The sequence below is a fragment of the Tropicimonas isoalkanivorans genome, assembly GCF_900112335.1.
Taxonomy (GTDB): domain Bacteria; phylum Pseudomonadota; class Alphaproteobacteria; order Rhodobacterales; family Rhodobacteraceae; genus Tropicimonas; species Tropicimonas isoalkanivorans.
Map to the genome: position 1 here is coordinate 189,542 of NZ_FOLG01000008.1, position 19,457 is coordinate 208,998.

A 19,457-nucleotide genomic window follows, 5' to 3' on the forward strand; every position below is an offset into this window, starting at 1 on the left:
CGGAGCGCCGCTACAGACGGATTTCAATGTTCATCCCGCAGACCGGTGCCGGCTTCGCGTTTCGTCGAACACGCCTTTAAGTAAGTACGATTTATGACAACCCATATTACGAACTTCATCCCCCCAGGCCACGATCTGACCGGCTTTACCGAAGCAACCGATGCGTCCGGCAGGCGCGTCGGCCGATATCTGATCTCGGCCGGCCTCTCCCTTGGCATTGCTGATGTCGTGGCGATCTTCGCCGCTGTGAAGGGGCTGGGACTGGTCGCGCCGGATCTGGCCGAAAACCACGCAGTCCAGCCCGCCCTGATACTGGCAGCCGCAATCCAGATCGGCCTCAAAGCGTTCCAGGGGATGTACCCCGGCTACGGCCTTCATCACGATGCAGCGCTCAAGCGTGGGGCGCGGGCCTGGTGCGGTGCCGTGTCGATTGCCGCAATCGCGGCCATGCTATTCGTCGACGCCAACTCGCCCGCGCTCACCGCTATCGCGCTGACGTTTGTGGTCGCGGGTATCCTGCAGATCGTCTTTGCGAGCGGCACCCGGCTGGCTCTGACGTGGGCCGGACTATGGGGACAGAAAGTGCACCTGCGGGGCGACGCCCAGCGCGTGGACGCCCTCCAACACCATCTCACGAGCGACCGCCGCCTTGGACTGCGACCCGTTCCGCTGCACCAGAAGGCCTCCGTGCTGCTCTGGGCCGGCGACGCCGCGACCGATCCGACCGCACTGGCGCGGCTCAAGAATACCTATGCGGATGTGATCCTGGTCTCGGACCTGCCGAAGGTCAGCCTGTCGGGGTTCCACAATTCCCACCACGGCGGCGAGATCGGCCTGCGGCTGTCTCGACAGGGGGCATCCACGGGCGGGACCATCCTGAAGCGGATCTTTGACCTCGTCCTGACGGTTCCGATCGTCATCGCGGCGCTGCCGATCCTTGTGCTCGCGGCGATTGCCATCCGCCTCACCGATCCCGGACCGATATTCTACACGCAGGTCCGCGAGGGCCTTGGCGGGCGAAAGATCCGTATCCTGAAGCTCCGCACGATGTACCGCGACGCCGACAGATTGCTGGCGGAGTTGCTGGAGCGGGATCCGGAGGCGCGGGCCGAATGGAATACCCACTTCAAGCTTCGGAACGATCCGCGCATCCTGCCCGTCGTCGGCACGCTCCTGCGCGAATTCAGCCTCGACGAGCTGCCGCAGGTCTTCAACGTCATTCTTGGCGACATGAGCCTGGTCGGCCCGCGGCCGTTCCCCGAATACCACCTGGCGGCGATGTGCCCCGAATTTCGCGCACGCCGGGCATCCGTGGTTCCTGGACTGACCGGCATCTGGCAAATCTCGGACCGCAGCCAGGCCGATGTCGCCCTGCAGGAGCAACTTGACGGATATTACCTGAACAACCGGTCATTCTGGCTCGACGTGTCCATTCTCTATCGCACCGTGGGAGCGGTTTTCGGACGGAACGGAGCCTACTGAGCTTCGCGAGTACATTTTTTATCGCTGCCTGGCGCGCTGTTTCATGTGTCGGTCAGACTTCTGGAAAGGGCATTTCGAATGCGGAAATCCAAGAGGATCCTGGTTACCGGAGGCTCCGGCTTCCTAGGTTCATTCCTGTGCGAAAGCCTGTTGGCGGACGGCCACGAGGTGATCTGCGTCGACAACTTCCAGACGGGGTCGCGCAGGAACGTCATGCACCTGCAGGGCAACCCCCACTTCGAAATCATGCGGCATGACGTGACGGTCCCGCTCTACGTCGAAGTGGACGAGATCTTCAACCTCGCCTGCCCTGCCTCGCCCATCCATTACCAGATCGACCCAGTGCAGACGGTGAAGACCAGCGTCATGGGTGCGATTAACATGCTCGGGCTGGCCAAACGCACGAAGTCGAAGATCTTTCAGGCCTCCACCTCGGAGGTCTATGGCGACCCCAGCGTGCACCCGCAACCGGAGGGCTACTGGGGCAACGTCAATTCGATCGGTCCGCGCGCCTGCTACGACGAGGGCAAGCGCTGCGCCGAGACGCTGTTCTTCGACTATCACCGTCAATGCGGGGTAAACATCCGGATGGCCCGGATCTTCAACACCTACGGGCCGAGGATGAGCCTGAATGACGGGCGCGTGGTCTCGAACTTCATCGTTCAGGCGCTAAAGAACGAACCGATCACGATCTACGGCGCGGGCAACCAGACCAGGTCCTTCTGCTTCGTGGAGGATCTGATCCGTGGGTTCCGCGTATTGATGGATGCCCCGGACGGGATCGAGCTTCCGGTCAACCTCGGCAACCCTGGCGAATTCACGATCCGCGAACTCGCCGAGCAGGTGATCGACCTGACCGGCTCGCGCTCCAAGATCGTGACCCTGCCACTGCCGAAAGACGACCCGCAGCAACGCCAACCCGACATTACCAGGGCGCGGGAGGTTCTGGGTTGGGAGCCCACGATCAACTTGCGGGAGGGACTGACGCGGACGATCCCCTACTTCGCCTCCATGTTGGAGCTGCAAGACAGCCGGGAATCCAGCTCCTATATTGCGGCCGCCAGTTCGCGCATGGCGCCGGCCCCGGCGAGCATTGTGTCCCGCGGGCCGAACGGGGCCCGTCAATGAAGCTTTTGGTCTTCGCGCATCACCTGGAACTCGGTGGTACGCAGATCAATGCAATAGAGCTTTCTACACGCCTCCGCGACATGCACGGCTTCGACGTCGTCGTGCACGCGACCGAGGGTCCTGCCCTGTCGATCCTGAAATCGAAGGCGCTTCGCTACATACCCGCGCCGGATGCCCGGCTGCATCCATCGCCTGCCCGGATCGCGGCGCTCCGCAGCGTCGTCTCGCAGGAGCGCCCGGACCTGATCCATGCCTGGGACTGGTGGCAGGGGCTCGAGGCCTATTACGGTGTACACTTGATGCGTGGCACGCCGCTCCTGATCACCGACATGATGATGGATCTCACCCGGTCGATGCCTCGCCGCATTCCGACGACGTTCGGTTTCGCGGGCCTCGTTCGCAAGGCCGACGCGGCAGGCTGGAAGAACACGCACCTCCTCCTGCCGCCGGTCGATGTGGATTTCAACGCAGCGGGCATCGTGGATGGTAAGGCATTCCGCACCGCGCTCGCCGTGCGTGACGAGGACATTCTGCTCGTATCCGTCTCTAGGCTGGCAAATCACATGAAATCCGAATGCCTGGAGCGCGCGATTGCCGTTGTCGGGGAACTCGGCGCGTCGCTGCCGCTTCGCTTGGTCTTGGTTGGGAACGGCGAAGCAGGACCGCGATTGCAGGCAATGGCGGATGCCGCGAACCGGTCGCTCGGCCGGGAGGCGGTGACGCTATACGGCGCCATGTCGGACCCGCGAGCGGCCTACGACGCCGCCGACGTCGTGATCGGCATGGGCGGGTCGGCGCTGCGTGGCATGGCGTTTTCCAAGCCGTTGATCGTGGTCGGCGAGAAAGGCTTCGCGCGAACGTTCACACCGGAGGCGGCGCCGGACTTCATCGAAACCGGCATGTTCGGCATTGGTGATGGCGACCCGAGAAACGTTGCGCTTTCCCAGGCGATCCGGGGCCTTGCCACATCGTCTGGCCCGCGCACGGAGCTCGGCGCATTCGGCCGCGACTTCGTTACGGGCAACCACGGTCTCGATGCGGTCGCGGCGACCCTCGCAGGATATTGTCGGAACACGGTCGCCCAATCCCGGCGGAGCCTGAACAATACAGCGGCCGATGCCCTGCGAACCGGCTTCTACTACATGCGTGAACGGCGTTTCAGGGTTCCGTCGCGCGATGTCACGGCTCAGACCTGAGCCGATAGTGTGATATTTCGATTGATACATTTAAGGTTCTGAACATGGTTCGCCGGTCCTTCGCTTTCGCCTTCGCCGACAAAACCACTGCATTGGTGCTGCAGCTGGCGACCATGGCCGTCGTCTCGCGCCTGATGACTCCGGCCGAGGTTGGCCTGTTCATGATCTCCAGCAGCCTCGTGATCATGATCGAAGCCTTTCGCGACTTCGGGGTGGCGTCGTTCCTGATCCAGGAGCCGAAACTCGAGCCCGAACTGGTTCGCAGTGCGGTGACGATCATCGGGCTTCTGTCGCTCGGGCTGGGTCTGCTGACGTTCCTCAGCGCCGGCCTGTTCGCGGCCATATATGGCGACCCCGAACTCGGTGGGCTTATCAGGCTCGCGTCCCTGGCGTTCCTGGCAGCCCCGATCAGCAACCCGCTCCTTGCGCTGTTGCGGCGCGATATGAACTTCGGCGCCGTTGCGCGCATCAATATCGCGGCCATGGCTGCCAACGCCGTCATCACCATGTCACTTGCATTCACGGGCCATGGGCCTGTCAGCTTTGCCTGGGGCGCCTTGTCGGCGGCCTTTATCAATGCGGCCGGCGCTGCGCTCTACCGGCCGGAGTGGTGGATCTTCAAGCCGTCCCTGAAACACTGGCGGCGCGTCGTTCCGTTTGGCGCGTGGACGAGCGCGGTCACCTTGCTCCACATGCTCTACGAGGCGATGCCGCGTCTGTTGCTAGGCCGGATTCTGGGATTTAACGCCGTGGGTCTGTTCACGCGGGCTGTGTCGCTTAATCAACTTCCCGACCGCCTTCTGCTCAACGCCGTGCAGCCGGTTGTCTTGCCCGCCTTTGCCGCCAAGGCACGCAACCACGAGAGCTTGTCGCCGCCCTATCTGCTGGGCCTATCGATGATTTCCGGCCTCCAATGGCCGGCGCTGTTGGCGCTCGCCCTGCTGGCCGATCCGATCGTCCGGTTGCTGATGGGCCAGCAGTGGATGGAGGTCGTCCCGCTCGTCCGTATCCTTGCAATTGCGATGCTGCCGCTGGTTCCGAGCTATCTCGCCTTTCCGCTGCTCGTTACCCTGGGCCGGATAAAACTCATGGCGATCGTCACGCTCGTGACCTTTCCCATCGCCACCCTGATCGTTCTGGTATGTGCGCAGTTCAGCCTGACCGCTGTTGCCTGGGGCATGCTTGTCGCAAATACGGTTCAGGTGGGTGCAATGCTCGTCGCCGTGCGCCGACATGCAGCTTTCAACTGGAGCGATTTCGGCATGATCGCTGTCCGCAGCGGCGCGGTCGCCCTGTGCACCGCTGCCTTCCCGGCGGCTTTGGTTGCGATGCATGGACCGGCCTTGTCCGTTCCCCTGCTGGCCGCCGCCGTAATTGGCGCGGCGGCCTGCTGGGTCATCGGGCTGATGGTCGTGTCTCACCCGCTGTCGGCTGAGATCACGCGGTTGGTCGAGACCCTTCGCCGGTTCCGCTTAGGCTCGAACGTCGCTTAACCGTCGCCTGGCTCCGCTGGTCTGAACCGCCGGCTTGCGCGCCCTCCGGTTTCAGGGTGCCGCTGGCGATCTGGCTCAGCTTGAAGGCAGCCTCCGTCCGGTTGCTGGCCTTGAGCTTCCGCATGATGTTGCGGATGTGAACCTTCACCGTGCTTTCGCAAAGATCGAGCTCATACGCGATGATCTTGTTGGCCGCGCCACGCTGCAGGGCCTCGGCAACGTCGAGCTGTCGGTCCGTAAACCATCGCGCCAGCTCCGAGCCGGGTTCCGGCTGCGAAGTCGGCATCACCTGCCGCAACAGCATGACACTCTTGCGTGGCATCAGGATGTTGCGCGCGGAAGATATCCGGATCATCTCGACCAGATCCTCCAACCCGACACTTGGTGAGATGTACCCCACCGCGCCGCACTCGATCGCGTCAAACCAGGCAGACATGTCCTCGCTCTGCGCCAGCACGATGACCCGACGCCCCGAGACCCTCGCGATGAATGCCTTCAGCTTGGCTTTCGTTTCCTCGTCGGACAGATGGCCTGCGCCAATGCTGTAGAGCACAACCGATTTCTCGGCCTCCGCACAGGTGTCTGCACTCCAGTCCGCTTCGGATTCGAGGCTGAAAATCTCGTACGCCGGAAACGCGTGGCGTAACGACTGCGCGAGGCAATCCCTCTCGAATGACGCTGTGGAAATGATGCAGATCGTTCCGCTGTCTGTAGGCTTCGGAACACCTCTATCGATGGACATTGCTAACCCCTTCACTCATTACTTTTGACAAACTAAAAAAGCCCCACCCAACACTAAACTTCATAGTACACCCCCACTGAAAAATCTACCACCGGATCGTCTGGCACTCGCCTAAAGGCCTAAATCAATGACATTGATCGTGCCCGATCGGTCTATCTTCCCTCCACCGCATGTCCCTGACGCTTCGCACACACCTCTACCCTACCAGACGCATTATTCGTCTTTTCAATCGGGGGTAGGCCCTGTGCGCTACGATTCGTCCTTAACAAAGGTTAACATATATCGAACGAGGGTGCTTAGATTTATCGGCAGGTAAAGTGGGACGCGAAGAACGTAAGATCCCCTGGACAAAAGGATTATTTTTCAACCTTTCGGCGTAGGCGACCACCTCGGCCCTGCCCCCCACTACCCCTTTCGGAGGTGATTTGACGTTATGGCCAATCCCGACCTCGTCGCCGTCGGCATGTGTGGAAACCTGCTGGAGATCTGGGAAGCGCTCGAGGCCTCCTACCGGATCACCGCGATACTGGATGATAATCCGGCTCTTCAAGGCACGGCGTTCGAGGGCGTACCGATCCGTCCCATGGCGGAAGCTACGGCTTTTCCGGACGCGCGGTTCCTGTTCCTGATCGGGTCCGAACGCACCTTCCGCATCAGGCATGAAATCGTAGCTCGACTGGGTCTGCCAGCGTCGCGGTTCGCGACCGTCGTCCATCCAAGCGCGGCGGTTAGCCGGTTCGCCACCCTGGGGCACGGCGTGGGCATCTACGCCGGCGCCGTCGTGACATCCAACGCCGTGATTGGGGAGCATGTCCTGATCCTGCCGCAGACGGTCGTTCACCACGACGTCACGATAGGCGCCTGCAGCCTGGTCGGATCTGGCTGCATCCTCGCCGGCGGCGTGCAGGTCGGAGAGCGCTGTTATATCGGTAGTGGCAGCCGGATCCGCCCCGGGATTACCGTCGGGGGTGGATCTCTGGTGGGGATGGGCGCGGTCGTCACTCGCGACGTGGCGCCGGGGAGCGTCGTTGCCGGCGTCCCCGCGCGCCCCGTCTGAGATCGCAACGGATCGCGTTGAGCGCCACCGCTCAGCCCGCCCGGCGGACCCGTGACGTCTGAATGGCAGCGTCCAGTGCGGAGATCACCTCGTCCTGCTCCGCATTGGTCATCTGCACATAGAGCGGCAAGAGCACGCAGTGATCCCGCGCGGCTTCCGATCGGGTCAGCGCGTGCGGCCTCGGCACGTCGGCCTGGGCCTCCTCCTGGTGCATGTTCATGATACCGCGCCGCGTCGCGATGCCAGCATTCAGCATGGCCTGCATCACTGACACCTGGTCGAGGTCTTCGGCGAGCCAAACGCAGTAACTCTGCCAGTTGGACCGCGCCCAGTCCGGTTCATGCGGAGGCGTAACGCCATTCATTCCGCGGAGCGCCGCCCGGTACCGCTCCGCAAGAGCCCGGCGGCGTGCAATGACGTGGGAAAGCCGCCTCAATTGCTGCCGCCCGACGGCGGCCTGAATGTCCGTCATGCGGTAGTTGTAGCCGCGAACCGGGTAGTCCTCGAAAATGACGGTCGCGCTCGAATGCCGGGCCCTGTCGGAGACGGACATGCCGTGCTGCCGCCATAGCCGGAAGTTCGCGTCGTACGCGTCGCTCTCCGTGGTCAGCATCCCCCCCTCGCCAGTGGTCAGTACCTTGCGCGGGTGAAACGAGAAGCAGACGATATCGCCCATGGGTCGACCGATCTTGCGCCACGCGCCGTCGAACAGGATTTCCGAGCCGATTCCACAGGCCGCGTCTTCGATGACCGGGACGCCAAGGTCCCTGGCAACATTCAGCACCGCCGCCATGTCGCACGGCATCCCCATCTGGTGGACGACCATGATGGCGCGTGTCCGATCGGTCGCCGCATCTGCGATCGCCTTGGGGTCGATGTTGAAGGTGTCGGCGTCGATGTCGACGAAGACCGGCACCGCCCCGCACTGGCGGATGGAGTTCGCGCCCGCGATGAAAGAATGGCTGACCGTGATCACCTCGTCCCCCGGCCCCACGCCGACGGCAAGCAGCGCGAGGTGGAGCGCCGTGGTGCAGTTCGACACCGCGCACGCGTGGCGCGCGCCGACGATTGCGGCGAAATCCGCCTCGAAGGCCGCAACCTGCGGCCCTTGCGATACCCAGCCGGACAGCACCGCCTCGCGGGCGGCCTCGGCCTCTTCCTCTCCCAGCAGGGGTTTTGCGATGGGGATCATTCGGCGGCCTCAGGAACCATGGTGCTTTCGTTCCGCCACCAATTGATCAGGTCGAGAAGCCCGTCCTGAGGCGTGATCGAGGCCCGGAAGCCGAGCATCTCCTCCGCCTTGCCGCAGGCCGCCAGGCGACGCGGCACCGGGTTGACCTTGCGCTCTTCCGCGTGCTCCGGAACCAGATCTGGGCGGCCCATGCCTTCGGACAGAAGGCGCGCCAACCCAAGCAGGGAGGTCTCGCTTTCACTTCCGACATTGAACACTTCATCAGACGCAGCCGCCTTCGCCGCAAGGATATTGGCGCGCGCGACGTCGCGCACGTCGATCATGTCCATCGTCTGCAACCCGTCGCCGAAGACGATGGGCGGCTCGCCCCGCTGAATGCGCTCCATCCAGCGGACCATGACTTCGGTGTACTTGCCGTGCAGGTCCATCCGGGGCCCGTAGACGTTGAAGTAGCGCAGCGCGACGTAATCGAGCCCGTACATATCGTTGAAGGACCGAAGCAGCCCCTCGCCGAAACTTTTGGCCGCGCCGTAGAGAGTCCGGTTGTCATAGGGCGGGTCGCTCTCCGGCGTTGGGAAATGGGGAGCGAGGCCGTAGATGGACGCGGAGGACGCATAGACGACCTTCCGCACCTCGTGCTTCACGCAGAGCTGCATCAGATCGTAGGTCGCCTGCACCATCACCGCCATCGCGGTGTCCGGCTCCGCGGCGCAGTGGGTGATGCGAAGCGCCGCCTGATGGAAGACGGTGTCGCACCCTGCGACGAGCTCGTCCATCAGGGCCGTGTCCCGGATGTCACCCTCGATGAGCTTCACACGCGGATCGGGCAGCGCGTTGGCCAGGTTCTCCCGGCGACCACGCACCATGTTGTCGACGACGATGATCTCGCCGCAGTTCTCCTCCAACAGCAGATCGACGATGTGAGAGCCGACGAACCCGCTGCCGCCGGTGACGAGAATGCGCTTTCCTTCGAGGCTAACAGACTGGGTCACACTGCATACTCCTTCAACGGCCCCGCGGCGGCCTCGATTTCCGTGTTCACGACATCGATCACCTGCGCGATCTCGTCATCCCTCAATTCCGGGAAGATCGGCAGCGACAGGGTGCGATCGGCGTAGGCCTCCGCCACAGGGAAGCTGCCGCGGCCCTCGCCAAGTTCGGCATAGGCCGGCTGCAGGTGCACCGGGTACGGGTAGTGGATGTTGCACCCGATCCCGGCCTTCATCAGTGCGTCGCGCATCGCTTCACGGTCTTGGGGAACGATTGCATAGACATGGCCAACGTAGTCATCGCCAAAGGGTCCGTGCGCCCGCAACAGTTGGCTGGAAAGCCCCTCGTGATAGGCGTTCGCCACCCTGCGCCGCCCGGCGTTCCACGCATCAAGATGCTTCAGCTTGACGTCGAGAACGGCCCCCTGAACCCCGTCCATGCGGTAGTTGTAGCCCTTGACCTGATGGACGTAGCGCTCGCTCTGCCCCCAGTCGCGAAGCTGCCGGAGGCGCCGGGCGAGTTCGGGATCGTTGGTCGTGACCGCACCGCCCTCCCCCGCTGCACCGAGGTTCTTGCCGGGATAGAAACTGAAACAGCCCAGAGCGCCGAATGTCCCGGCCCGCTTGCCGCCGCGGCTGGCACCGTGCGCCTGTGCAGCGTCCTCGATGACAACGAGGCCATGCGCCTGTGCGACCCGCTGGATCGCCTCCATATCGGCAAGGCGGCCATGGAAGTGGACTGGCATGATGGCACGGGTGCGCGGCGTGATCGCGGCCTCGATCCGGGCGGGGTCCATGCACCAGGTCACGGGATCGATATCCACCAGCACGGGCGTCGCATTGGCATAGAGGATCGCCGCAACCGTCGCGACAAACGTCGTGGGCGTGGTGATGACTTCGTCGCCGGGTTCGATACCGGCGGCCAGCAGGGCTAGATGCAGGGCAGACGTGCCAGAGCTGACCGCGATCGCGTGGTCCGCGCCGCAGTATGTCGCAAAGGCATTCTCGAACGCCTCAACCTGAGGTCCAAGGACGTAGGCGGAACTGCGCAGCACCTCCTGCACGCGGTCCTCAATCTCCGCTCCGATGGTGGCGTACTGCCGTTTGAGATCAAGAAAGGGAACCATTTACGCAACCTTCAGTTGGACAAGGTCGATGGGATGGCCGCGACGCTCGACCGAACGGGAGGCTGCCGCCAGCATCTCCACCACTCGCAGGCCGTTATGGCCGTCGGTGATCGGCGTGGCGCCGGTTTCGATGCAGCGAAGGAATTCCTCCGAGGCGGCCAGAAGCGCCTCGCGGCTTGAGATGGCCGGAGAATACATATCGCCGAGCCGATACGAGATGAGATGTTCGTAGTTGTCCTGATTGAGCGATGCGCCGCGGTCGTAGATCTTGACCTTCTCGCTGGGCTGCATGTCGTCGTAGATGACCATCTTGCGGCTGCCGCCGATGACCGTCTGCCGGATCTTCACCGGCGCGAGCCAGTTGACGTTCAGATGCGCCATGGCGCCACTCTCGTAATACACAGTCAGGTGCGCCATGTTCTCGGGGCTGTCGCTGATGAAACTCGCCGCGCTGGCGGAGATGGCCGTGGCCCGCGACGGGATCAGGTGGTCCATGATCGCGAAGTCATGCACCGCGAGGTCCCAGATCACGTTCACGTCGTGCTGAAAGAGACCCAGGTTCACGCGCGTGGAATCGTAATAGTAGACCTCCCCAAGTTCGTCCGCCCGGATCAGATCGGAGATCTTCTGGACGGCACCGGTGTAGATGAACGTGTGGTCAACCATCAGCACCAGGTTCCGCCGGGCCGCCTCGTTGACCAGCTCCTGCGCGGTGGCGACATTGTCCGTGAGTGGTTTCTCGACGAAGACATGCTTGCCGGCCTTCAACGCGGCCATTGCGAGATCGTAATGGGTCTGCACCGGCGTCGCGATCATGACGGCGTCGACGTTCGGGTCGCGGATCATCTCGAAGAGATCACCGGTGAGACGTGCGGACGGGTGGCGGAGGGACGCGCGGCTACGCGCAGCCTTCGACTGGTCGGCAATCATCTCCACCCGCGCGGCCCCCGTTTCCGCCATCGAGCGGGCGAGGTTGGGGCCCCAGTAGCCGTATCCTGCAATTCCTACGTTAATCATGACGAACTGACCTTAATTTCTTGTTCCGAATTCTGATCCGACCCAGCCGCGCGGCGGCGGACGTCGCCGATGATCCGCGCAGGCACGCCGACGACGACGGCGAATGCCGGCACATCGCGCGTCACCACCGCCCCGGCACCGACCATCGCGCCCTCACCGATCGTCACACCGCCAAGGATGGTTGCGTTCGAGCCAAGCGACGCGCGACGACCGACGCGCACAGGGGCGCAGTTCCAGTCCTCGCCGCCTTTGAGGCTGCCGTCGCTGTTGGTGCTTTCCGGGAAAAGGTCGTTGGTGAACATTACACCGTGACCGACGAACACCTCATCCTCGAGGGTCACCCCTTCGCACAGGAAGCTGTGTGAGGAGACCTTGCACCTCGCGCCCACGACACAGTCGTTCTGGATCTCGACAAATGGCCCGATCCGGGTCTCCGACCCGATCCGGCATCCATAGATATTGACCAAGTCAGGCTGAAAAATCTTCGCATCCGGTGCGATGTCGCAATTCTTTATCGGCAAAAGCGCTCCTCCGACTGGATCGAGCTGAAACAATAAACGCGCTACGGTAATCTTCAGAGGATAGTACCGAGATCGCGCCTGCGGATCATCGGGCCAATCGGGCATCCGGCTTCATCCGAAACGTCAAACGCGGCGGTGCGTTATCCACCTTTCGGCCAATTGCGGTCGGGTCCGCGCCACCACGAGCGGTGCCGCGCACAGGTCGTCGTGCGGAGTCGATGGCACTGTCCCGGCAAAAACGGCACGCCAAAACAAAAGCGGCCGGGCATTTCTTCCCGGCCGCTGTTGCGTTCGTTCAGGTGGCGGTCAGGCCACGAGCAGGTCTGGAATATCCGCTGCGTAGATCAGCCCGGTATCGAAGCCGGCGTACCCGACGACCTCGTGACAGTGGGCGGTCTCCCGGTCCTTCGACGTCTCCTCCGTGATCTCGATCGTCGCGCCATCGGCGTCGACGGCCAGAACACCGACGGTGGCGCTGTTCCCGCCGTCTCGCGTCTGCATGTCGGTCAGGAACGCAAACGACTCGTCGACCATGCCGGCGGCGAAACCGATGGAGGTCGCGTCGTGGCAGATGGCATCGTCCGTGACGCCCGCCAATTGGGTTCCATCCGAGGACGCGCCCTTCTCGATGGCGATCCAGTCGAAGGATTCCGCCGAGATCTTGCCGACCGAGGCCTCCTGCTGTTCCAGGCGCACCGCGAACCCGTTCGAGCCCACACGCTCGATCCGGTCGTTGACGGCGAAGGCATTGCCGTCGTCGGTCACCTGGCCGAAGACCACCGCGTTCTTGCCAAAAGACACATCGCCGAAATCGACGGATGTCCGGTTCGCGCCGACGGTCGTTTCCCCGGCGGCGATCGTACGGCCGTCCGCGAGGGTATGAACGCCGCTCTCAATGGCAACCCAGGCAAGTGTCTCGGCCATGTGTTTCCCGTCGAGATAGTCCCACTCGTCGATCTGGTACTCGAACCCGTGATCCGTGACGTTGCGAACGCGGATGGTGAAGGGGTCGGCCCCGTTCTGGGACATCGCGCTCATCACCACGGACGGATTGTCCAGTGTCTCCGAGAAGGTCACGGTCTGCCAGACATTGGCGCTCGACTGCGATGCGACGACAACGCCGGATTCACCGATCAGCGCGGAATGGTCCACGGCATCGGAGTTGTCTGGCGTTCCGGTGTCGCCAGTGCTTCCGCCGCCGGTTTCTACGTTACCGGTTCCACCGGTCCCGCCCGCGGAGCCGGAGCTGTCGCCGGTCGACGGCTCCGTCGAGCCGCCACCCGTGTCGAGCACGACGTCGACCCAGTAGTTGCTGGCCGCGTAGCTCTGCGACGGGAAGTTGCCGCTGTCGCCATATGCATAGACACCAGCATTGCTCTCGAGGCTGATCGGCCCGGGGTCACTCGCCCCGGTGAAGAACCCTTCGCTGACGGAGTAGTGACCGCTGGTCGTGTGGTAGGAGACGATATAGCTCTGGCCAGCCTCCAGCGGAACGGCGTTGTCCAGTTTGATCTCCTGCCAGCCCGATCCCGACAGCGCGCCCACGTCTTGTGTCGCAAGCAACTTGCCGTCCGCACTCCAGATGCTGACGGAATTCACCCCGGTATTCTCGGCGCTCTTGTAGAACCGCACCGCGTCGACCTCGGACGCAACATCGGCGTGAAACTTCAAGCCGAGCTGGACAGAGGTTGCGTCCGGATCGGAGGCAATATCCGGCCTGGCGGAGTCGCTCCAGATCGTGAAGACCTCGTCGGTCACCTCCCCACTTCCTGAGGATCCGCCGGTGCTATCGGGGGTGCCATCTGTGCCGCTGCCGGTCGTTCCCCCGGTGCCGCCTGTCGTGCCGCCTGAGCCGCCGCCAGACGATGCCCCGCCGCCGCTATCCGTCGTCCCGCCGGAGCTTCCGCCAGTATTCGGCGCTGCCTGCACCTCGATCGTAACGCGCGCAGTGTCGGTTGCGCCGGAAGCGTCCGTCGCGGTGTAGGTGAACGCGGCGGTCCCCGAGAAATCGGCGTCCGGCGTGAAGATCACATTGCCGGACCGATCCAGTGTGACGGTCCCGTTGCTTGCCGAACCCACAGAGGACACCGACAGGATATCGCCGTCGGGGTCGGAGTCATTGGCAAGAAGCGTCGAACTCGCCAGGGTTAGCGCCTGCCCCGCTTCGGTCGTGAAGCCGCTGTCGTTCGCGGCATTCGGCGCGGAATTTGCCGGTTCCGGCGCGGACCCCGGGCCCGAGCCGTTCTCGTAAGCGCCGATGTCGACTGTTCCAACCGCCCGCCATCCGCCATCCAGGTCGATGCTGGCGAGACCGCGCGCAGACGTTCCGGCGTCGATCGCCGCCGACGCATTAGCCAACTTGAAGTTGCCGTTCTCCGGGTCGATGAAGAGCGGGTTGACGCCGAGAATATTACCGTCCGAGGTACGGAACGTCGCGCCATTCCACAAGGCAACGGCCGACTGCCCGTTCACTCCGTTGAAACTGAGGTTGTTCTCGACCACGGCGCTGGAATGGGCGATTGAGAACGCCGTGTTGTTGGAGTTTATCGAAGGATCGGCAACAGCAATGTTGTTCACCACCACCGCATTCGCCGCGGTCTGGGTTATCGTGATTTCACCGCGTTCGATCCCCGGAATTTGCAGGTCCTGGTTGTTGTGATAGGCGGTGTTGTTTCGCACCGTCACATTATCACTCATGAAGACCTGGATACCCTTGCCGCCGTTTTGATAGACTAGGTTATTTTCGACGAGGGTCGGGTAATCGTAGGCCGGATACCCCATTCCATCGTTTCTGAACCAGTCAATAATAATTCCGTTTCCATCCGTGTGATATCCGGAAATAGCGTCCGTTTCGGTATTGTCGTGACTGATATTATTCCGAACAATTGTCCGGAATCCCGTCGTCGTGGTGTCGCCGGAGATATTGATGTTCGAATTGATCGCAATACCGCTGGTGTGATATCCGCTGGTCCCGGCGTTCCCATAAACCAGATTGTTTTCGATCAACTGGAATTCGCTCAAATACATCGCAATGCCGCTTCCGCCACTGTCGTGCGCGATGTTGTTCCGAACGATAATATGGTGGGCTTCCTGGCCGAGAATTGCCGGGCCGGTACCACCCACGACATCGAAACCGTCGATCTCAAAATAGTTCGCGTGGATGTTGACCGTCGTTATGGTCCCATTTGGCGGACGGATCAGGGCCTCGCCGGGCACTTCCGAGCGCAGCGTGATGTAGTTGTCTTCAGCACCGTTTTTGGTCACCCAAACCTCTTCGGTGTAGGTGCCTGGCCTTACGACGACTTCATCCCCGGGTCGGAGGTTGGAGGCCATCGCGTGGTTGATGGTCTTCCAAGGAGAAGAGGAACTCCCGTCGGCACTGTCGCTTCCATCTTTCGCCACGTAGTACGTAGTCATCTGGACATTCCTGTAGGTTCGGTTGCGCTTTGCGCACCAAGTTTCGTTTTGTTGAACGCGGCTTTTGCCGTTTGGGAACCACTGCTTGTTATTTCGTCGCCTCAATAAATCCCAAATGGGAAAAAATTAGGGCAAAGCCTGTCCCGGACGGGACCGGGAAATCGCCCCATTAACCGTAGGCACTCGTCGCGACCCACCTTCACCGTGCGACCAAAGCACATTGGCAGCCTGCGTTATCGCTTATATCGATGTTGATATGGTCGTGCGGGATTGGGGTCCACACCCCCGCGGCGGCGGCCAAAATTCATGGCAAGATCGCGCCAAAAGTAAGCAACCTTCCGCTCAAGTTCCAATGATCTGTGGCCCGCAATTCCTTCCCAGAAACGCGAGGAAACTCGCGGGCCGCTGACCAATCGGGATGCCATCCGTCAGCGTTTTCAATTACATCACCGCGTGGACGGTTTCACGGTCCGAGCCTGAACGGACGCCAGTGAAACCTGCACCACGAAGCCGGCACCGCGTGGGTCGATGAGCTGGCGAAAAGCCTCTCAGGGAGGACGACAGGAGGGGTCAATCGGCCGATCAGAAGCTGGCGGCTAGATCCCGCTTTCGTCCTCCAGTTGTACACGCAAGTGAATACTCCTGCATCAGGACGGAGGCGCTTGGATGGCTCGTCCAACCGACACTTCAGCACCAAGGCCACACTTCCCCAATGGAGAGCAGGGACTGGCGATATTCGGCCAACCCTGCACGGCTGTGAACAGTTCCGCCCTACGAAGCGCCACTCTTCCCGCCAAGTTCGTGCAGCGATGAAGTCCGCAACCGTAGGGGGGACGCATGCGTAGCCCGCACCGGTTCATGTCACGGACAGCCCGCCTGTGTCTGCCGGCTCCCGACGTCTTCCAGCCACCATCCGGCCGCTTTACCCGGAACGCTTCCCGGGAAGGTTGTCCCCCGAAAGGTGGATGCCGGCCCACAGATTTCGCGTTTCGGATAAGTCGAATACCCGTTTGGCGCGATGATCCCTAACGTCAATCTCTGTACCATCGACCGATATTGCTGTTGCGCGTTTTTGTCCCGTTCGACCCTGTCGGAGGAGTGTTTTTTGCCGATTTTCTTTTTCAAGTCATCCTCTCGTTTACAGGTTGTCCACTGCCGGATCTCGAACCTTTCCGGACATGGCGGCGATCTTGACGAGCTTATGGGATGCGCCCTGACCGATAGGCATGGTGCGCGGGGGATTGGCCTGAGGCGCTCGTTCCTTATCTCGTGTCACAAATTCATCGGCGACGCCGTTCAGAACCGCGTCAGCCATTTCCTCCAAATCCCGCTTCAGGAAATCGGCCCGAACCGAAGGCGTGCTTTGGTGGAGTGATGAGGAATTTAGCCGGCAGTGGCGCGTTCGACACCGGCTCCTTCACCCGTTTGGACGTCGATCGCCAAAGTAATGAAAGAGGGACAATGAAAAGCAAATCGTGGCTATTCACCAGCGAATCCGTCTCAGAGGGGCATCCGGACAAGGTTTGCGACCGGATATCGGACGCGGTTCTCGATGCGTTTCTGGCCGAAGAGCCGCATTCCCGTGTCGCCTGCGAGACCTTGGCGACGACCGATCATGTTACGATCGCGGGTGAGGTGCGTGGCCCCAACTCGGTCCTGCAGCGCGTCGAAGAAATCGCACGGGAGGCGATCCGGGATATCGGCTACGAGCAGACCGGGTTCTCCTGGAAGACCTGTTCGGTCGCCAACCGTTTGCATGAACAGTCGCCCGACATCTCGATGGGGGTGGACGAAGGCGAAAAGGGCGAGGAAGGTGCCGGAGATCAAGGGATCATGTTCGGCTACGCCTGCAACGAGACGGCGGACCTGATGCCAGCGCCGATCCTGATTTCGCATCGCATTCTGCGCCTGATGGCTGAGGACCGGAAATCGGGTGCCCAGCCTGGCTTCGGCCCGGATGCGAAGAGCCAGGTCACGCTGATCTACGAGGATGGAGCACCGGTGGGTGTTGACACCGTTGTCGTGTCGACCCAACACGCCGAGAGCATGTCCGGCCAGGATGTGCGAGACGCGGTCGAGCCCTATGTGCTGCGCGCCCTGCCGGAAGCACTTGGCCGACCGCAGAGACTGATCGTGAACCCGACCGGGCGCTTCGTGATTGGCGGGCCGGACGGCGACGCCGGCCTGACCGGCCGCAAGATCATCGTAGACACATATGGCGGTGCAGCCCCCCATGGCGGCGGAGCTTTTTCCGGAAAGGACCCGACCAAGGTGGACCGGTCGGCCGCGTATATGGCGCGCTATCTGGCCAAGAACGTTGTCGCCGCCGGGCTGGCGGCCAAGTGCCAGATCCAGCTCGCCTATGCCATCGGCGTCCCGGAGCCGGTCGCGGTCTATGTTGACACGCTCGGCACGGGGAATGCTGACGAGGCGGAGATTGCAGATATCCTGCGCGGAATGGTTCGACTGACCCCGCGCGGCATTCGAGAGCGCCTCGACCTTCTCAGACCGATTTACGCCCGCACGTCGGCATACGGCCATTTCGGCAGAACGCCCGACGAGGACGGCGGTTTCAGTTGGGAACGCACGGATCTGGCGGAGGAACTCGCCCGAGCATTCGGCGCGAGTGTGGCCGCCGAATGAAACGCCGCATCATCAGGAACAGGATATCGACGTGAACAAGCCCGACAGGATCACGATCACGATGGACGGCTCCATCATCAAGGATATTGCCCTGGCAGATTTCGGGCGCAAGGAGCTCGATATTGCGGAGACGGAGATGCCGGGGCTGATGGCGCTGCGGGCGGAATATGGCGACGCGCAGCCGCTGCGCGGGGCGCGGATTGCCGGCTCGCTGCACATGACCATCCAGACCGCCGTGCTGATCGAGACGCTGGTGGCACTCGGGGCGGATGTGCGCTGGGCCTCCTGCAACATCTTCTCCACCCAGGACCACGCCGCCGCCGCCATCGCCGCGGGCGGCACGCCGGTCTTCGCCGTCAAGGGCGAGACGCTGGAGGAGTACTGGTCCTACACCGACCGGATCTTCCAGTTCCCCGACGGCGGCGCGAACCTGATCCTCGACGACGGCGGGGACGCGACGCTCTACATCCTGCTCGGCGCGCGGGTCGAGGAGGGAGAGCCGGACCTGATCGCCACGCCCCAGTCGGAGGAGGAGACGGCCCTCTTCGCGCAGATCCGCAAGCGCATCGCGGAGACGCCGGGCTGGTTCGTGCGCCAGCGCGAGATGATCAAGGGCGTCTCGGAAGAGACCACCACGGGCGTGCACCGCCTCTACCAGCTTATGGAAAAGGGCCTGCTGCCCTTCCCGGCGATCAACGTGAACGACAGCGTCACCAAGTCGAAGTTCGACAACAAGTACGGCTGCAAGGAATCGCTGGTGGACGGCATCCGCCGCGCGACTGACACCATGATGGCCGGCAAGACGGCCGTGGTCTGCGGCTATGGCGACGTGGGCAAGGGCTCGGCCGCGTCTCTGCGGGGCGCCGGCGCCCGGGTGAAGGTGACGGAGATCGACCCGATCTGCGCCCTTCAGGCCGCGATGGACGGCTACGAGGTTGTCCGCCTGGAGGACGCGGTGGAGACCGCCGACATCTTCATCACCACCACCGGCAACCGCGACGTGATCCGCCTGGAGCACATGCGGGCGATGAAGGACATGGCCATCGTCGGCAACATCGGCCACTTCGACAACGAGATCCAGGTGGCCGCGCTGAAGAACATGAAGTGGACCAACATCAAGGACCAGGTGGACATGATCGAGATGCCGAACGGCAACCGCCTGATCCTGCTCAGCGAGGGCCGTCTGCTGAACCTCGGCAACGCCACCGGCCACCCCAGCTTCGTGATGTCGGCGTCCTTTACCAACCAGGTGCTGGCGCAGATGGAACTGTGGCGGAACGGCGGCGACTACCGCAACGAGGTCTACATCCTGCCCAAGCACCTCGACGAAAAAGTCGCCCGCCTCCACCTCGCCCGCATCGGCGTCCGACTCTCCGAACTCTCCCCCGAACAGGCCGACTACATCGGCGTCACCGTCGACGGTCCCTTCAAGCCGGACCACTACAGGTACTGA

General features: G+C 62.5%; 15 protein-coding genes and 2 pseudogenes. 7 read left to right on the top strand and 10 right to left on the bottom strand.

The annotated features are described in order from the left end of the window. Nucleotides 1–93: 93 nt before the first annotated feature. The 4 genes from BM075_RS14265 to BM075_RS14280 all read left to right on the top strand — a co-directional run bounded on the left by BM075_RS14265 (nucleotide 94) and on the right by BM075_RS14280 (nucleotide 5,299). Nucleotides 94–1,482, top strand: coding sequence for a sugar transferase (locus tag BM075_RS14265; protein ID WP_093361366.1), 1,389 nt, complete (start codon nucleotides 94–96; stop codon nucleotides 1,480–1,482). Between the two features lie 78 nt (nucleotides 1,483–1,560). After that, entirely contained in the window at nucleotides 1,561–2,610 is a 1,050-nt protein-coding gene (locus BM075_RS14270) for a UDP-glucuronic acid decarboxylase family protein (RefSeq protein ID WP_093361367.1), read from the top strand. Next, nucleotides 2,607–3,806, top strand: a complete 1,200-nt coding sequence (locus BM075_RS14275) for a glycosyltransferase (protein WP_093361368.1) — start codon at nucleotides 2,607–2,609, stop codon at nucleotides 3,804–3,806. The genes BM075_RS14270 and BM075_RS14275 overlap by 4 nt, the downstream gene beginning before the upstream one ends. 44 nt (nucleotides 3,807–3,850) lie before the next feature. After that, on the top strand, nucleotides 3,851–5,299 hold the full coding sequence (locus BM075_RS14280; protein WP_093361369.1) for an oligosaccharide flippase family protein: 1,449 nt from the start codon (nucleotides 3,851–3,853) through the stop codon (nucleotides 5,297–5,299). Here the strand turns inward: BM075_RS14280 and BM075_RS14285 are convergent. Next, entirely contained in the window at nucleotides 5,244–6,041 is a 798-nt protein-coding gene (locus BM075_RS14285) for a LuxR C-terminal-related transcriptional regulator (RefSeq protein ID WP_093361370.1), read from the bottom strand. The two genes, BM075_RS14280 and BM075_RS14285, sit on opposite strands and share 56 nt — an antisense overlap. Before the next feature lie 433 nt (nucleotides 6,042–6,474). On the opposite strand from BM075_RS14285, the gene BM075_RS14290 reads away from it, so the two are divergent. Next, complete coding sequence (locus BM075_RS14290) at nucleotides 6,475–7,098, top strand: acetyltransferase (RefSeq protein ID WP_093361371.1); 624 nt, start codon at nucleotides 6,475–6,477, stop codon at nucleotides 7,096–7,098. A gap of 31 nt (nucleotides 7,099–7,129) precedes the next feature. Here BM075_RS14290 and BM075_RS14295 read toward each other — a convergent pair whose 3' ends face one another. The 9 genes and pseudogenes from BM075_RS14295 to BM075_RS24445 all read right to left on the bottom strand — a co-directional run bounded on the left by BM075_RS14295 (nucleotide 7,130) and on the right by BM075_RS24445 (nucleotide 16,676). Then, the gene (locus tag BM075_RS14295; protein WP_093361372.1) at nucleotides 7,130–8,290 is read right to left on the bottom strand and encodes a DegT/DnrJ/EryC1/StrS family aminotransferase; all 1,161 of its coding nucleotides are present in this window, start codon (nucleotides 8,288–8,290) and stop codon (nucleotides 7,130–7,132) included. Beyond that, nucleotides 8,287–9,282 carry an NAD-dependent epimerase/dehydratase family protein gene (locus tag BM075_RS14300; RefSeq protein WP_093361373.1) on the bottom strand — a complete coding sequence of 332 codons (996 nt, stop codon included), beginning with the start codon at nucleotides 9,280–9,282 and terminating at the stop codon, nucleotides 8,287–8,289. The genes BM075_RS14295 and BM075_RS14300 overlap by 4 nt, the downstream gene beginning before the upstream one ends. Next, entirely contained in the window at nucleotides 9,279–10,406 is a 1,128-nt protein-coding gene (locus BM075_RS14305; RefSeq protein WP_093361374.1) for a DegT/DnrJ/EryC1/StrS family aminotransferase, read from the bottom strand. The genes BM075_RS14300 and BM075_RS14305 overlap by 4 nt, the downstream gene beginning before the upstream one ends. Continuing rightward, on the bottom strand, nucleotides 10,407–11,423 hold the full coding sequence (locus BM075_RS14310; protein WP_093361375.1) for a Gfo/Idh/MocA family protein: 1,017 nt from the start codon (nucleotides 11,421–11,423) through the stop codon (nucleotides 10,407–10,409). It lies immediately after the preceding gene. Nucleotides 11,424–11,494: 71 nt separating this feature from the next. After that, nucleotides 11,495–11,725 (bottom strand): annotated as a pseudogene (locus tag BM075_RS25180) (DapH/DapD/GlmU-related protein); the annotation flags it as partial. 60 nt (nucleotides 11,726–11,785) lie between these two features. Then, nucleotides 11,786–12,049: pseudogene (locus tag BM075_RS25185) on the bottom strand (hypothetical protein); the annotation flags it as partial. Between the two features lie 201 nt (nucleotides 12,050–12,250). Then, nucleotides 12,251–15,361: a DUF4082 domain-containing protein gene (locus BM075_RS14320; protein ID WP_093361377.1), complete on the bottom strand. Its 3,111-nt coding sequence runs from the start codon at nucleotides 15,359–15,361 to the stop codon at nucleotides 12,251–12,253. An 861-nt stretch (nucleotides 15,362–16,222) separates the two neighbouring features. Then, nucleotides 16,223–16,486 carry a hypothetical protein gene (locus BM075_RS24185; protein WP_143089877.1) on the bottom strand — a complete coding sequence of 88 codons (264 nt, stop codon included), beginning with the start codon at nucleotides 16,484–16,486 and terminating at the stop codon, nucleotides 16,223–16,225. Between the two features lie 13 nt (nucleotides 16,487–16,499). Beyond that, nucleotides 16,500–16,676 carry a hypothetical protein gene (locus BM075_RS24445; RefSeq protein ID WP_177208359.1) on the bottom strand — a complete coding sequence of 59 codons (177 nt, stop codon included), beginning with the start codon at nucleotides 16,674–16,676 and terminating at the stop codon, nucleotides 16,500–16,502. A 146-nt stretch (nucleotides 16,677–16,822) separates the two neighbouring features. On the opposite strand from BM075_RS24445, the gene metK reads away from it, so the two are divergent. Together metK and ahcY are read left to right on the top strand one after the other, a co-directional pair. Then, on the top strand, nucleotides 16,823–18,004 hold the full coding sequence (metK, locus tag BM075_RS14325; protein ID WP_093361378.1) for a methionine adenosyltransferase: 1,182 nt from the start codon (nucleotides 16,823–16,825) through the stop codon (nucleotides 18,002–18,004). 61 nt (nucleotides 18,005–18,065) lie between these two features. After that, complete coding sequence (ahcY, locus tag BM075_RS14330; RefSeq protein ID WP_093361390.1) at nucleotides 18,066–19,457, top strand: adenosylhomocysteinase; 1,392 nt, start codon at nucleotides 18,066–18,068, stop codon at nucleotides 19,455–19,457.